We start from the raw sequence: 15,248 nt of genomic DNA on the forward strand, positions 1-15,248 counted from the left end.
TTCTCGATAGCGAATTGCGAGGTTCGGACGGCACACGGCCCGGCGCGGGGCCGGGCCGTGGTTACGAAGGTGGATCAGACGTTGCTTGGCGCGTTGTGCTTGCCCGCACCGGAGCGGAACAGCATCCAGCCGACGACGGCCAGCACCGCCAGGCCGACCCACGGCCCCAGGTGCATGCCCAGCGACAGCACGTCGGCGCGTTCGGAGACCACGATCGGAATCGCGATCAGGATGCCCGTCAGCGCTTCACCGGTGATCAGGCCGGCGGCGAACAGCGTGCCCGGACGGTGCACGCGATCGCGCTCGGCTTCGTCGCTGTCGATCGTCAGGCCGTGGCGGCGCTCGACGATGTACGCCAGCAGGCCGCCGAGGAAGATCGGCACCATCAGTTCCAGCGGCAGGTAGATGCCGATGGCCGCGGCCAGCACCGGCACGCGGAAGTGCGACTTGCGCGACTTCAGCCACTCGTCCAGCGCGATGACCAGCGCACCGATGACGGCACCGATCGCAATCATGTCCCACGGCAGCTTGCCGCCGAACAGGCCCTTGGCCACCGACGCCATCAGCGTCGCCTGCGGCGCGGACAGCGAGTTCGGGTGCGTGGCCGTCGGCGGACCGATGCCGTAGGCCTGCGCCAGCAGGTTCAGCACCGGCGCCATGATCAGCGCGCACGAGAACGCACCGATGCCGAGCATCAACTGCTGTTTCCACGGCGTCGCGCCGACGATGTAGCCGGCCTTCAAATCCTGCAGGTTGTCGCCGCCGACGGCGGCCGCGCAGCACACCACCGCGCCGATCATGATCGCAGCGACCGGGCCGATGGCCGAATCGCGGCCCAGCAACAGCATCAGCACCAGCGAGGCGAACAGGATGGTCGCGATCGTGATGCCCGACACCGGGTTGTTCGACGAACCCACGAGACCGGCGAGGTAGGCCGACACCGACACGAACAGGAAACCGGCGACGATCATGATGATCGTCATCGTCAGGCTCACGCCCCAGCTGGCGACGATCGCGTGGTACAGCATCCACAGCGGCACGACGAAGACGGCCAGCGCGACGAGCATCCACTTCATCGGCAGGTCGCGTTCGGTTTCGGCAACGGCCAGGCCACCGCCCTTGCGCGCCGCGGCCAGGCCGCTCTTGATGCCCGAGGCCAGCGAATTGCGCAGCGAGAACAGCGTCCAGATGCCGCCGATCAGCATCGCGCCGACGCCGAGGTAACGGATCTTCGCCGACCAGATCGCGCCGCCCGCATCGGCGGCGGACGCGCCTGCGATCTGCGCGGCCAGCGCCGGATCGGTGTGCAGGAAGAACGCGTGGTAGATCGGAATCGCGAACTGCCACGACAGGATGGAGCCGGACACCACGACGATGCCGATGTTCAACCCGACGATGTAGCCCACGCCCAGCAGCGCCGGCGACAGGTTGGTGCCCATGTAGCCCAGGTACTTGCCGATGAAGCCCGAGGCGACGGCGTTGTCGGGGATCAGGCGCAGGCCGCTCTCTGCGGCGAGCTTCACCAGCGCGCCGAGCGCGCCGGCGACGGCGAGGATCTTCAGCCCCGGGCCGGGGTTCTCGCCGGCCTTGAGCACTTCGGCCGCGGCCTTGCCTTCGGGGAACGGCAGCGGCTCCTCGACGATCATCGAGCGGCGCAGCGGCACCGAGAACAGCACGCCGAGCAGGCCGCCCAGGCCGGCGATGCCGACGACCCACCAGTATTTGAAGTCGGGCCAGTAGCCCATGATGATCAGCGCGGGGATCGTGAAGATCACGCCGGCGGCGATCGACGAACCGGCGGAAGCGCCGGTCTGGACGATGTTGTTCTCCAGGATGCTGCCGCCGCCGAGCAGGCGCAGCACGCCCATCGAGACGACGGCCGCGGGAATGGCGGTGGCGATGGTCAGGCCCGCGAACAGGCCCAGGTAGGCGTTGGCGGCGGAGAGGATCACCGCCAGCACGACGGCCAGCAGCACGGCTCGGATGGTTAATTGCGGCGTCGCGGGCGAGGCCATCGGCAGCTCCAGGTGGACTCGGTGGACCGAGCGGTCCCGGATCATCGCATTGCCCGCCGGGAACTGTAAAAACCCCGGCGCAAATGGACAGGACGCGGCAAAGATGCGGCGGTGCAGCGATACGCGGCGGTATGCCTGCGTGAGCGGCGATCGCCAGCGGAAGGCATCGCGCGGCTTCACAACCCCACCTACCCCGTCATCCCGGCGAAGGCCGGGATGACGGTGTAGGTGGGATGACGGGATGGTCGGGAGGCCGTGCGCGACGCGGTGCGCTTGAAGGCGTGATGGCCTGCGTCCCGGCCTTCGCCGGGATGACGAGGTAGACGGGATAACGAGATTCGAGAGGGGTGCGGCGTCGGGTGAACGAGCATCGGACCGTCCTCGAACGAGGAACGCCATGCCCTCGAACGAGCAACCCGCTGCCCTCGAACGAGCATCGCATTGCCCTCGAACGAGGTCTGCGGTGCCTGTGCGATCCCAATGTCGATGCCCTCCCGACCCCGGTGACCTGCCCGCCGGCAGGCAGTGAGTCACCCTCACGCACGCATCGCCGCCCTCGCACACCCACCGGACCACCCGTGCGAGGGCATTCCGGTGCCCTCGCGCACCGGCCCGCCTGCCGTCGCGCACCCATCGCAGTGGGTTCGGGCACCCATCCGGCTGCCTTCGCGAGGGCATCGGTCTGCCCGCTCGACCTCACCCCGATGCCCGTCCGACCCCGTCCGAGTGCTCGTCGCCCCCATGCAGCAACTCGTCGTGCGTAGCCCGGGTAAGCGCAGCGCACCCGGGAATCGGGTGGTGACGCCCCCGGGTGCGCTGCGCTTACCCGGGCTACGTGCCCTTTGCATTGATCCGCACGCGACTTCAGAGCGCGCTCCTATACTCGCCCGACCCTTCGCGGAGCCCGCCGTGGCCGCCATCGACCTCTCTGATCCCCGTGCCGCGGACGTCGCCCGCAACCCGCGCGACGAACTCTTCGGCCACCCGAAGGGCGTCTACGTCTGTTTCTTCACCGAGATGTGGGAGCGCTTCTCCTTCTACGGGATGAAGGCGCTGCTGCTGCTCTACCTGCTGCAGCACCACCGCTTCGGCGACGGCCCCGGGCTCGACGTGCTGGGCGCATACGGCGGCCTCGTCTACTGCCTGCCGGTCGTCGGCGGACTGCTCGCCGACCGCTTCCTGGGCATGCGCAAGGCGGTCGTCTTCGGCGGGCTGCTGCTGGTCGCCGGGCACCTGGGCATGGCGGTGGAAGGCCACGCCGCCAGCGGCAGCGGCGCGACCGTGGTGCGCGATGAAGGCGCGCTGCGCGTGTTCTATCTCTCGCTGGCGCTGATCATCGTCGGCGTGGGATTCCTCAAGCCGAACATCTCCACCATCGTCGGCCGCCTGTATCCGCAGAACGATCCGCGCCGCGACTCGGGCTTCTCGCTGTTCTACGCCGGCATCAACCTGGGCGCGCTGTTCTCGGCGCTGGTGTGCGGGTATCTCGGCCAGACGCTGGGGTGGAAGTGGGGCTTCGGCGCGGCCGGCATCGGCATGCTGCTGGGGCTGGCGCAGTTCCTGTGGGGGCAGAGGTACCTGCACGGCCATGCCGAGCCGCCCGACCCCGCGCGCCTGCGCGAGCGCGTGTTCGGCCTGCCGCGCGAATGGGCGATCTACCTCGGCGCGCTGCTCGCGCTGGTGCCGCTGGCGGCGCTGATGTGGGCGGTCGCCAATGGCCGCTTCGCGCTGGGCGGCGAGATCTCGCTCGCGCTGGTGCTGATGCTGCTGGTGATGCTCGCCGTGCTGGGATGGTTCTTCTGGTTCACCACCACGCGCTGCACGCGCGAGCAGCGCCACCAGATGATCGCGCTGCTGGCGCTGATCTTCATGGCGCTGGTGTACTTCACGCTTTATGAGCAGACCTACGGTTCGTGGGTGACCTTCACCGACCGGCTGCTGACCAAGGACGTGTTCCCCCCGCTGGTGATCCGCGAAGGCACGCCGTGGCCGTGGTCGACGGTGTCGCTGGTGCTCGCGCCGGCGGCGTTCGTCGCGGCGGCGATGCTGTCGGATCGCGATCCGGATTCGCGCCTGCCCAAGCTGCTGTTCGCCGGCGCGATCGTGCTGATGCTCGTGTTCCTGCTGCGCGACTGCGTGGTGCTGCCGCAGACGGCGGGCTCGCTGACCTACCTGGGCGCGTTGTTCCTGGTGCTGCTGGCGCCGGTGTTCGCGCGGCTGTGGGATGCGCTGGACCGTCGCGGCATGGACCCGTCCAAGCCGGTGAAATCCGCCATCGGCCTGGTGTTCGCCGGCCTGAGCTTCATCCCGCTGGCGTGGGCGGCGCAGCATGCCGGCGACAGCGGCCAGCTCGCCAGCGTGTGGTGGCTGGTGCTGGCCTACCTGCTGCTGGAGATCGGCGAGATGTGCCTGGCGCCGGTGGGCCTGTCGGCCGTCACGCAGCTGTCGGTGAAGAGCGTGATGAGCCTGATGATGGGCACCTGGTTCCTGGCGACCGCGTTTTCCGAAACGCTCGCGGCGCTGTTCGGCAAGCTCGCCGCGCTCGACATGCCCGAAGGCGCCGCGATCGATTTCGCCGTCGCCGGCGACAAGTACGCCAACCTGTTCTGGCTGATGATGGGGATCGGCCTGGGCTGGGCGGTGCTGGCGATGATCGCCGCGCCGCTGCTGCGGCGGTTGATGCACGGCGTGAAGTAACCGTCGCGCAAAAAACGAACGACGCCCGTGGGCGTCGTTCGTGGTGTCGCAGGATGGCTGCCGGCGTGCTTACTTCGCGGCTTTCGCCTCGCCGCCGGTGCCCGTCACCGCCACCGAGCCGCCCAGGCTGCGAGAGAGGAACGCGAGCAGGCGCGTGTAGAACTCCTTGCGGTGCGCCTCGATGTAAAAGCCGTGGCCTTCGTCGTTGTAGTACAGCGTCTCCACCGGAACGCCGGCCTTGCGCAGCGCCTGTTCCATCATCCGGCTGTGCGTGATGGGCGCGCGCTGGTCTTCGCCGCCGGCGGCGAGGAACACCGGCACCTTGATGCGATCGGCCATGCGGTTGGGCGACACCGCGCCGAGCGAATCGCGCTTGCCGATCCAATCGTTGATGTAGGTCTCGCCCGAACCGCGCTCCTGGATGTCGCCCTGTGTGTGCATCGTCGGCAGGTCGTACACGCCGACGTAACCGGCAGCGCACTTGTACAGGTCCGGCTCCTTCGCCACGCCCATCAGCGAGGCATAACCGCCGTAGCTGCCGCCGTACAGGCAGATGCGGCCTTTGTCGGCGATGCCCTGCTGGATCGCCCAGCGCGTCGCGTCGGTCACGTCGTCCTGCATCTTGCCGCCCCACTCGCGCTGGCCGGCCGAAGTGAACGCCACGCCGTAACCGCCGGAGCCGCGGAAGTTCACCTGCAACACCGCGTAGCCGGCGTCGGCGAGCATCTGCACTTCTTCGTCGAAGGTCCACACGTCGCGGACGCCGTACGGGCCGCCGTGCGGCATCACCACCATCGGCAGGTTCTTGCCGCTGCTGCCCTTGAGTACCGTCAGGTAGCCGTGCAGCGTGAGGCCGTCGCGCGCGGCGAACGTCACCGGCTGCATGGGGGACTGCTGCTCCGGATCGAACCATTCGCGACGCGCCAGCGCGTGCTCGGCCTTCTTGGCCTTGGTGTCGAACAGGTAGAAATCGCCCGGGTTCTGCGCGCTGGCGACTTGCACCAGGGCCACGCCGCCGTCGCTGGTCTGCGAGGTGATCGTCACCGCGTTGCCGGCGAACGCGCCTTCCAGGCTCTTCTGCAGTCGCGCCTCGGGCGCCTGCGCATCGAAGAACTCCGAGCGCGGGCGGCCGTCGTTGAAGTAAGCGCCGATCGGTACATGCGTGCCGTTGCGGTAGATGATGCGCGACGGGTCGACGTCGTCGTCGCGCAGCACCTGGGTGCGCTTGCCCGTGGCCAGTTCCAGCGCGACGATCGCGTCCGGACCGTCGGGCTGCTCGACCTGCAGGTACGCAATGCTGTCGTCGGCGGAGAAGCCGACCGGCTCCTCGAACAGGCCGTTCTTCTCGATCGTCATCAGCTCCCACTCCGCGCCGTCGTTGGCGCGGTAGTACAGCTTGCGGATGCGGTCGGCGTTGGCGCCGGAGGCGAAGCGCACCTGGCCCTTGTTGTCGAGCGCGAAACCGGCGTTGCGCACCGGCACGGTGGCCACGCGCGAGAGCCGGCCGCTGAACAGGTCGAGGCGTTCGACCGTGGTGAACACGTCCGCCGGACCGTAGGTGTACGGCAACGCCGCGACCAGCACCGAGCGGGTGTCCGCCGGCGGCGCATCGATCAGGAACGCGGCGATCTTGTTGTTGCCCTTCTTGGGCTTGATCGACGTGCCCGGGCCGCCGTCGTCGATGTCCTGCCCGACCAGGATGTCGAGCTTGCTGCCGTCGGCGTTCATCGCGTACAGGTTGCCGGTGAGCTGCGGGCGGGCGAGCGCGCCGAACTTCCTGGCGGTGCCGAAGAGCAGCCTGTCGGGCGTGACCCAGGCGAATTCGGAAATCTCGGTGTTGCGGCCCACGTTGAAGCTGCCCGTCAGCTTGTTGGTGCCGCGCTCGATCACCGCCAGCACGGTGCGGTCCTCCAGCGGCACGGTGGCCGCGAAGTGACTGCCATTGGGCGAGATCAGGATGTCTCCGAACTGATCCTTGCGAACGTACGCCGAAACGTCCACGTCCGCGCACATGGCCGGCGAAGACAGCGCCGTCAGCGCTGCCGCCAGGAACAACTGCTTCATGATTTCCCCCTTCCCTATCGGCACTGCACCTTCCGTGGCCGCCCCCTTGGCGCCGCCGGTGTGCGTGGCCGAAGCCTAGCGCATCGACCCACGCGCCGTCGTGCGATGTCAGTCGGTTTCGGCCGCGAAGGTTTCGCGCAGGGCCGCGCGCCAGTGGGGCAATTCCAGGCCGTATTCCGACCGCAGTCGATCGGTGGCGAGCACCGAGTACGCGGGCCGTGCCGCGCGGGTTGGGTAGTCCGCGGTGGCGATGGGATGCACGACCGGCCGGCGCGCGATGCGACCGGATGACACCGCCTCGTCGAAGATCGCCTCGGCGAATCCGTGCCACGTCGTCTCGCCGGCGGCGACCAGATGGCGCACGCCGGATTCGACGATGCCGCGGCGCAGGATCGTCGCCGTGACGTCGGCGATCAGCCAGGCCGGCGTCGGGCAGCCGTGCTGGTCGGCGACCACGCGCAGCGCGTCGCGCTCGGCGCCCAGGCGCAGCATCGTGCGCAGGAAGTTCTGCCCGTACAGGCCGTAGACCCAGGCGGTGCGCAGGATGAGATGGCGCGCGCCGCTGGCCGCGATGGCCTGCTCGCCGGCAAGCTTGCTCTGGCCGTACACGCCGAGCGGCGCGGTGGCGTCGTCCTCGCGGTACGGGCGCGTGCTTGTTCCGTCGAACACGTAGTCGGTGGAGTAATGCAGCAGCGGGATGTCGAGCGACGCGCACGTCTGCGCAAGCCGCTCCGGCGCCCGCGCGTTGATGCGCATCGCCAGTTCCGCTTCGTCCTCAGCGCGGTCCACCGCGGTGTACGCGGCGGCGTTGACGACGGCGTCGGGTTGCACGCGTTCGACCAGCGGCGCGATCGCGTCCGCATCGCCCAGGTCCAGTGCCTCGCAGCGCGCACTGACTTCGAGCGTGCCGCCGCGCGTGGTCGCGACGACCTCGCCCAGCGGCGCGAGGCTGCGCGTCAGCGCATGCCCGACCTGGCCGTTCGCGCCGACGAGCAGGAGCTTCACGCGGCCCGCGTCACGGCGAGTACACCGGCAGACGGTCTTCCGGAACGTCTTCCAGGAACGGGGCGCGCGCGTCCTTGTCCGACACCGTGATGTCGCTGACGGGCCAGTCGATCGCCAGCCGCGCGTCGTTCCAGCGGATCGCGGCATCGGCCGCGGCGTCGTAGGTCGCGGTGCACAGGTAGCTGAACACCGCGCGTTCGCTCAGCGTCACGAACCCGTGTGCGAAGCCTTCCGGAATCCACACATGGCGCTTGTTCTCTCCGCTGAGCAGCACCGCGGTCCAGCGACCGAAATGCGGCGAGCCGCGACGGATGTCGACCGCCACATCCCACACTTCGCCCTCGATGACGGACACGTACTTGCCCTGCGGCTTCGGCCACTGGTAGTGCAGCCCACGCAGCACGCCCTTGCGCGAGGTGGAGATATTGCCCTGCACGAACGCGGGTTGCAGCCCATGCGCGGCGAGCTTGTCGTGATTGAACGATTCGAAGAAATCGCCGCGATCGTCGGCAAACACGCGGGGCTCGATCACCAGGCATCCCGGCAGATCGGTCTGGATCACCTTCACGGCACCGGGCCCCGCTCGGCCAGGCTCATCAGGTATTCGCCGTAACCGTTCTTCGCCAGCGGGCGGGCGAGTTCGTTGAGCTGCGCGGCATCGATCCAGCCGTTGTTCCAGGCGATCTCCTCCGGGCAGCACACGCGCAGGCCTTGCCGCGCTTCGATCGTCTCGATGTAGTTGGACGCTTCCAGCAGCGACTGGTGCGTGCCGGTGTCCAGCCACGCGTATCCGCGTCCGAGCTGCTCCAGGTGCAGCGCACGTTCGTCGAGATAGCGCCGGTTGAGATCGGTGATCTCCAGCTCGCCGCGCGCGGAAGGCTTGAGCTGCGCGGCGAAGTCGCTGGCGCGGCCGTCGTAGAAGTACAGCCCGGTGATGGCGTAGTTGGAACGCGGACGCGCGGGCTTTTCTTCCAGGCCGATCACGCGGCCGTCCTGGTCGAACTCGGCCACGCCGTAGCGCTCCGGATCGCGCACCCAGTAGCCGAACACGGTCGCGCCGTCACGCTCGCCGGCGCGCTTGAGCATCCCCGTCAGCCCGGGGCCGTGGAAGATGTTGTCGCCCAGCACCAGGCAACTGGGCTGGCCGGCGACGAAATCGCGACCGATCAGGTACGCCTGCGCGAGTCCGTCCGGACTGGGCTGCACGGCGTACTCGATGCGCATGCCCCATTGCGAACCGTCGCCGAGCAGCGCCTGGAACAGCGACTGCTCGTGCGGCGTGTTGATGACCAGCACTTCGCGGATGCCCGCCAGCATCAGCACGCTGAGCGGGTAGTAGATCATCGGCTTGTCGTACACCGGCAGCAGCTGCTTGCTGACACCCTTGGTGATCGGATACAGCCGCGTGCCGGTGCCGCCGGCCAGGATGATGCCCTTGCGGTTCATGGGAGTGCCTCAGGCCTGACCGATGCGTTCAAGTCGATAGCTGCCGTCGAGCACACGCTGCACCCACGGCTGGTGATCCAGATACCACTGCACGGTTTGCGCGATGCCTTCCTCGAAGGTCAGCGTCGGCGACCAGCCCAGTTCGCGCTGGATCTTGGACGCATCGATCGCATAGCGGCGGTCGTGGCCGGGACGGTCGGCGACGAAGGTGATCAGCGATTCGCGCGCGCGGCCATCGGCCAGCGGGCGGCGCTCGTCGAGAAGTCGGCAGATGGTGGTGACCACGTCGATGTTGCGGCGCTCGGCGTCGCCGCCGACGTTGTAGGTCTCGCCCGTGCGTCCGGCTTCCAGCACGCGCCGGATCGCCGCGCAGTGGTCGCCCACGAAGAGCCAGTCGCGCACGTTGCGGCCGTCGCCGTACACGGGCAGCGGCTCGCCGGCCAGTGCGCGGGCGATGATCAGCGGGATGAGCTTCTCGGGAAACTGGTACGGACCGTAGTTGTTCGAACAGTTGGTGGTGAGCACCGGCAGCCCGTAGGTGTGGTGGAACGCACGCACCAGATGGTCGGAGGCGGCCTTGGACGCGGAGTACGGCGAGTTCGGCGCGTACGGCGTTTCTTCGGTGAACTTGCCCGTCTCGCCGAGCGAGCCGTACACCTCGTCGGTGGACACGTGCAGGAAGCGGAACGCGTCGCGCTCGGCGGCCTCCAGGCCACGCCAGTAGTCGCGCACGGTTTCCAGCAACGCCAGCGTGCCAACGACATTGGTCTGCACGAACGCGGCCGGGCCGTCGATGGAACGGTCCACGTGGCTCTCGGCGGCGAAGTTGATCACCGCCTGCGGACGATGCTCGCGCAGCAGTCGCGCGACGAGCGCGGCATCGCCGATGTCACCGTGCACGAAGCTATGGCGCGGATCGTCCTGGAGCGAGGCCAGGGTGTCGACGTTGCCGGCGTAGGTCAGCGCATCCAGGTTCACGACCTTGGTGCCCCGGCGCACCGCATCCAACACGAAATTACCGCCGATGAAGCCGGCGCCCCCGGTCACAAGCCACGTCGCCACTGGAACTCCTTGCTCGAATGTCATGAAGGACGAGGGCATGCCCGCATCAGGCGGGTCCGGCCACCGAGGGGCCGAAGGCCATTGCGGCGTCGGCGGTCGGCCCCGGTCCGGGGCGACGCCAACGCGCGGGTCTGAAAGCGCTCTGATCCGCCACCGCTCGCCGCCGCAGAGTATCCCAGAAAGCCGTCCCGCATGCCCACAGGACGGCCGTTTCGGCCCGCCATCTTGCGCAACCGGTCGCAATCATCCGATGGCTGCAACGGCGCCTGAACCGCGCTGCCGCGCCACGACGGGATAGGCCACAATGCGGTGCAGGCCAGCGCCGAGAACGACCCCCGCCGCATCGGGCCGGGTGATCGTGGGCACGGCCTACAGGGAAGGCACTGACGAGCGCGGGGAACGCGTGCCACTGCATGACGTTCGCGAGGAGATCGGGTTGGCCAACGCGTCCAACGAGCGAGGCGGCAAAGTGCACCCTGCGCGAAGCGCCGTGCGCGCGATGCTGGCGTCGATGTGCTGCCTGTTCGCCCTGCTGGTCGCCGATGCCGCGCACGCACTGGACGCGACGCGGCGCATCGGCCAGTTCCACCACACCGCCTGGACGGTGAAGGAAGGCGCGCCCGGTCAGGTCACGGCGCTGGCGCAGACGCGCGACGGTTATCTGTGGCTGGCCACGCAGATCGGCCTGTTCCGCTTCGATGGCGTCCAGTTCGAGCGCTTCGAGCCGACCGGTTCGAACGCCTTCCCCGCCGCAAGCATCTCCACGCTGTACGCACCGGCGAACGGCGGGCTGTGGGTGGGGTTCCGCTATGGCGCGGTGAGTTTCATCGAAGGCGACCGGATCACCCACTACGGCGAGGCCGACGGCCTGCCCACCAGCACGGTGTTCCGCTTCGCACAGGACCACGACGGCACCTTGTGGGCGGCCACGTTCACCGGCCTCGTCCGCCTACGTGGACATCGCTGGGAACGGCTGGGGCCGCAGTGGCGGTACCCGGGAAAGCAGGCGCGCACGGTGTTCGTCGACGCCGCCGGCACGCTGTGGGTGGCGACGGAGCATCAAGTGGCGTTCCTTCGCAAGGGTGCAACGACGTTCCAGAGCGTGGCCGCGCCGGTCGGGCGGATCAGCCAGATCGCACAGGCGCCCGACGGCAGCATCTGGGTCGCCGAATCCGACGGCGCCGTGCGCGCATTGCCGTTGGATGTCACGCCGGCCACGCGCGCCCTCACCCTGCCATCGGCCGGGCTGCTGTTCGATCGCGACGGGACGCTGTGGGCAAACACGCTGGGCGAAGGCGTGTTCCGGCTCGCGCATCCCACCGCCGCGGCGGGTGGCGAGGCAACGCGGGCGTTCGAAGCGTTCCGCCGGGTCGACGGGCTCAGTTCGGATTACGTGCAACCGATCCTGGAAGACCGCGAAGGCACGGTCTGGATCGGCAGCAGCCGCGGGCTCGACCGCTTCCGCCATTCCAACGTGGTGCCGGCGCTGCTTCCGGAAGGCGCCCAGGATTTCGCCATCGCCCCCGACGACAGCGGGGCGTTGCTGGCAGGCACCCGAAACCGGCCGCTCATGCACCTGCACGGCGATCGGCTGACCTTCCTCGACGTGCCCGCGCCGATCACCGCCGCGCATCGGGACCGCGACGGCATCGTCTGGCTCGGCGGGCCCGACGGCCTGTGGGCGCTGCGCGCGGGCCGCGCGGCGGAAGTGACCGCGCTGCCCGTGCGCGACTACTCCGGCGTGCAGGCCATCGCGAAGGATGGCGACGGCGCGCTGTGGGTGTCGTTGAACACGCCCGGCGTCTACCGGCTGGCGCAGGGAAAGTGGCAGCACTTCCAGGACCTGCGGGGCATGCCGGAAGGCTCCTCGCCGCTCACGCTGCTGGCGGCGAACGACGGCGCGCTGTGGATGGGCTTCGCGCGCAACAAGATCACGCTGATGCGCCGCGGCGCGCTGCAACTGCTCGACACCGCACAGGGACTGAACGTGGGCAACGTGACCGCGCTGTTCGAGGGCGCGGACGGAATCTGGATCGGCGGCGAACGCGGGCTGGCGTTGTATCGCGAGGGTCGCGTGCGAAGCGTCCTCGCGGGCGCCGACGATCCGTTCCTCGGCATCTCCGGCATCGTGCAAACGCGCGAGGGCGACCTGTGGTTGAACGGCGCACGCGGAATCGTGCACGTGCCGGCCGCACGGGTACCGCGCCTGTTCGAGTCGGGCGAAGGCCGCGTGTACGAACGCTTCGATTTCCTCGACGGCGTACCGGGCATCCCGGCGCAGTTCCGCCCCTTGCCCACCGCCGTGCAGACCGACGACGGCCAGCTGTGGTTCGCCACCACCAGCGGCGTGGTGTCGATCGATCCGGCGGCGATCGCGCGCAATCCGATTCCGCCGCCGGTGCGGATCCGTTCGCTGCTCGCCAACGACCGCACCTGGGGCGTGGGCGCGCAGACACTGGCATTGCCCGCCGGCGTCAGAAACCTGCAGATCGCCTACACCGCGCTGAGCCTGTCGATTCCCGAGCGCGTGCGGTTCCGCTACAAGCTGGAGGGCTACGACCAGGACTGGCAGGACGCCGGCACGCGACGCGTCGCCTTCTACAGCGATCCAGGCCCGGGCACGTATACCTTCCGCGTCATCGCCGCCAACAACGACGGCGTGTGGAACGAACTGGGCGCATCGCAGCGGCTCACGATCGCGCCGCGCTACTACCAGACGGCGTGGTTCCGCCTGCTGTGCGCGCTGCTGGCGATCTCGGTGCTGTGGATCGCTTACCTGCTCCGCCTTCGCCATCTCGCCGGGCAGATCCGCCTGCGCATGCAGGAGCGCTACATGGAGCGCGAGCGCATCGCGCGTGAACTGCACGACACGCTGCTGCAGGGCACCCAGGGATTGATCCTGCGGCTGCACGCGGCCAGCCAGGGCCTTCGCGAAGACGATCCGGTGCGCGAGGATCTGGAGAAGGCGCTGGACCTGGCCGAGCACGCGCTGACCGAAGGACGCGACCGCGTGCGCGGACTGCGCGGCGACGTGCAGTACTGGCACGACCTGGGCAGCGCGCTGCTGCACGTGCGCGACGAGATCCTCACCCAGCCATTGCCGGACATGCGCCTGATCGAGGAAGGAAAGCCGCGTGCCCTGCTGCCCGGCGTCGCCGAGGAGCTGTACCTGATTGGCCGCGAAGCGGTCCTCAACGCACTCCAGCATGCGCGTGCGAACGCGGTGGAGATCGAAGTGGGTTATCACCAGCGCGAACTGCGCCTGCGCGTACGCGACGACGGCGTCGGCATGCACCAGCACACGCCCAACCGTCCCGGCCACTGGGGACTGGACGGCATGTCCGAGCGCGCCGAACGACTGGGTGCGCACCTGGACGTGCTGTCGCGCCCGGGCGCGGGTACCGAAGTCGCCCTGCGCGTGCCCGCCGCCGCGGCGTATGCGCGTCCCACGCGTTCATCGTATTGGCGACGACTGCTCGATCGGCTGCCATGGCGATAGCGCATGCCACGGTGCATGCGCCCGGCTAGACCGTGAGTGCTCCGGTGGCGAGTCCGTACAGCGCGATCGCCGCTGCCACGCACAGCAGCACGAACACCATGCGCTCCCCGCGCGTGAACACCGCTTTGCCTTCTTCCCTGCGCGCCAGCACGAACAGGATCGTGGCGGGCACGTACAGCAGCGCGGTGAACAGCAGGTACCGCGTGCCACCGAAGGTCAGCATCGCGGCGGCATAGGCGGTGGCCAGCACGGTGCACAGCAGCGCGCGGCGACGCGCCGCGGACTCGTCGGCCGCGAAGGTTTCACCCGTCCACGCCAGTTTCACTCCGTAAGCGCCGACCAGCAGGTACGGGACCAGCGTCATCGCGCCGGTCATCTTCAGTGCGAGCAGGAAGGCGTACTCGGCGAACCAGGTCACCAGCAGGAACGCCTGGATCAGCGAATTGGTAAGCCAAAGCGCGGCCGCCGGCGCACCGCGTGCATTCTCGCGCGCCAGCGCCGCGGGCACGGTGCCGTCGCGCGCCGCCGAATGCAGCACCTCGGCCGCCAGCAGCGACCATGACAGGTAGTTTCCCAGCACCGAGATCAGCAACCCCACGCTGACGAAGACACGCCCCCACGGACCGACCACCGCCTCCATCACGCCCGCCATCGCCGGCGTGGGCTGCGCGGCGAGTTCGGGCCGCAGCAGGATGCCGTAGGAGAACATCGTCACCATGATCAGCAGGCAGAGCACGCCGAAGAAGCCGAGCACGGTCGCCAGGCCCACGTCCTCGCGCCTACGGGCGTAGCGCGAGTAGACGCTTGCGCCTTCGATGCCGACGAACGCGAACACCGTCACCAGCAGCGTCGCGCGCACCTGGCCGGCCACGCCGGAGAACGTGGCCTCGTCCCCGCCCCACAGGTTGGCCGCGAACACATCGCGCCGGAAGCCCACGATGACGACGAAGATGAAGGTGGCGATCGGCACCAGCTTGGCGATGGTGGCGATGGTGTTGAGCGCGGCGGCCTCACGCACGCCGCGCAGGATCAGCAGGTGCACGCCCCACAGCAGCAGCGACGCGGACACGATCGCCAGCGCGGTCGTGCCATCGCCGAACGCCGGCACGAACTGGCCGATGGTGGCCTTGATCAGCACCAGGCAGGCCACGTCCGCCAGGCAGCAGCCGATCCAGTAGCCGACCGCCGACATGAAGCCGGCGTAGCCGCCGAAACCGGCCCGGGCATAGGCGTAGATACCCGAATCCAGATCCGGCCGGCGTCGCGACAGGATCAGGAAGGTGAAGGCCAGCATCAGCATGCCGCCGCCGGCGATGAGCCAGGCGATGCTCGCGCCCACCACGCCGGTGGCACGCGCGAACGCGGCCGGCAGCGCGAAGATGCCCGAGCCGATCATCGAACCCACGACCAGCGCGAACAACGCGCCGAACGAGAGCGTCTTGGCCTGCGGCGTGCTCATC

9 protein-coding genes are annotated in these 15,248 nt (G+C 68.9%); 2 read left to right on the forward strand and 7 right to left on the reverse strand.

The window, feature by feature from the left end:
• Positions 1 to 74: 74 nt before the first annotated feature.
• The gene (locus AAFF32_RS17650) at positions 75 to 2,015 is read right to left on the reverse strand and encodes an oligopeptide transporter, OPT family (protein ID WP_342315886.1); all 1,941 of its coding nucleotides are present in this window, start codon (positions 2,013 to 2,015) and stop codon (positions 75 to 77) included.
• 918 nt (positions 2,016 to 2,933) lie between these two features.
• Between AAFF32_RS17650 and AAFF32_RS17655 the strand changes: the two genes are divergently transcribed.
• Entirely contained in the window at positions 2,934 to 4,712 is a 1,779-nt protein-coding gene (locus tag AAFF32_RS17655; RefSeq protein WP_342317307.1) for an oligopeptide:H+ symporter, read from the forward strand.
• 69 nt (positions 4,713 to 4,781) lie between these two features.
• On the opposite strand, the gene AAFF32_RS17660 is transcribed toward AAFF32_RS17655, so the two are convergent.
• From AAFF32_RS17660 to rfbB, 5 genes are all read right to left on the reverse strand, one after another.
• On the reverse strand, positions 4,782 to 6,776 hold the full coding sequence (locus AAFF32_RS17660; protein ID WP_342315887.1) for a S9 family peptidase: 1,995 nt from the start codon (positions 6,774 to 6,776) through the stop codon (positions 4,782 to 4,784).
• A 108-nt stretch (positions 6,777 to 6,884) separates the two neighbouring features.
• On the reverse strand, positions 6,885 to 7,781 hold the full coding sequence (rfbD, locus tag AAFF32_RS17665) for a dTDP-4-dehydrorhamnose reductase (RefSeq protein ID WP_342315888.1): 897 nt from the start codon (positions 7,779 to 7,781) through the stop codon (positions 6,885 to 6,887).
• Positions 7,782 to 7,791: 10 nt separating this feature from the next.
• A complete protein-coding gene (gene rfbC, locus AAFF32_RS17670) occupies positions 7,792 to 8,349 on the reverse strand; it encodes a dTDP-4-dehydrorhamnose 3,5-epimerase (protein ID WP_216963174.1) in 558 nt (185 codons plus the stop codon).
• Positions 8,346 to 9,227 carry a glucose-1-phosphate thymidylyltransferase RfbA gene (gene rfbA / locus AAFF32_RS17675; RefSeq protein ID WP_216963188.1) on the reverse strand — a complete coding sequence of 294 codons (882 nt, stop codon included), beginning with the start codon at positions 9,225 to 9,227 and terminating at the stop codon, positions 8,346 to 8,348. Before rfbA ends, rfbC begins: the two co-directional genes overlap by 4 nt.
• A 9-nt stretch (positions 9,228 to 9,236) precedes the next feature.
• Positions 9,237 to 10,289: a dTDP-glucose 4,6-dehydratase gene (rfbB, locus tag AAFF32_RS17680; RefSeq protein ID WP_342315891.1), complete on the reverse strand. Its 1,053-nt coding sequence runs from the start codon at positions 10,287 to 10,289 to the stop codon at positions 9,237 to 9,239.
• 403 nt (positions 10,290 to 10,692) lie between these two features.
• On the opposite strand from rfbB, the gene AAFF32_RS17685 reads away from it, so the two are divergent.
• On the forward strand, positions 10,693 to 13,788 hold the full coding sequence (locus AAFF32_RS17685) for a two-component regulator propeller domain-containing protein (RefSeq protein WP_342315893.1): 3,096 nt from the start codon (positions 10,693 to 10,695) through the stop codon (positions 13,786 to 13,788).
• Between the two features lie 25 nt (positions 13,789 to 13,813).
• Here AAFF32_RS17685 and AAFF32_RS17690 read toward each other — a convergent pair whose 3' ends face one another.
• Complete coding sequence (locus AAFF32_RS17690) at positions 13,814 to 15,247, reverse strand: basic amino acid/polyamine antiporter (RefSeq protein WP_342315894.1); 1,434 nt, start codon at positions 15,245 to 15,247, stop codon at positions 13,814 to 13,816.
• Position 15,248 lies beyond the last annotated feature (1 nt).

The organism is Lysobacter sp. FW306-1B-D06B (assembly GCF_038446665.1).
Classification (GTDB): Bacteria; Pseudomonadota; Gammaproteobacteria; order Xanthomonadales; family Xanthomonadaceae; genus Lysobacter_J.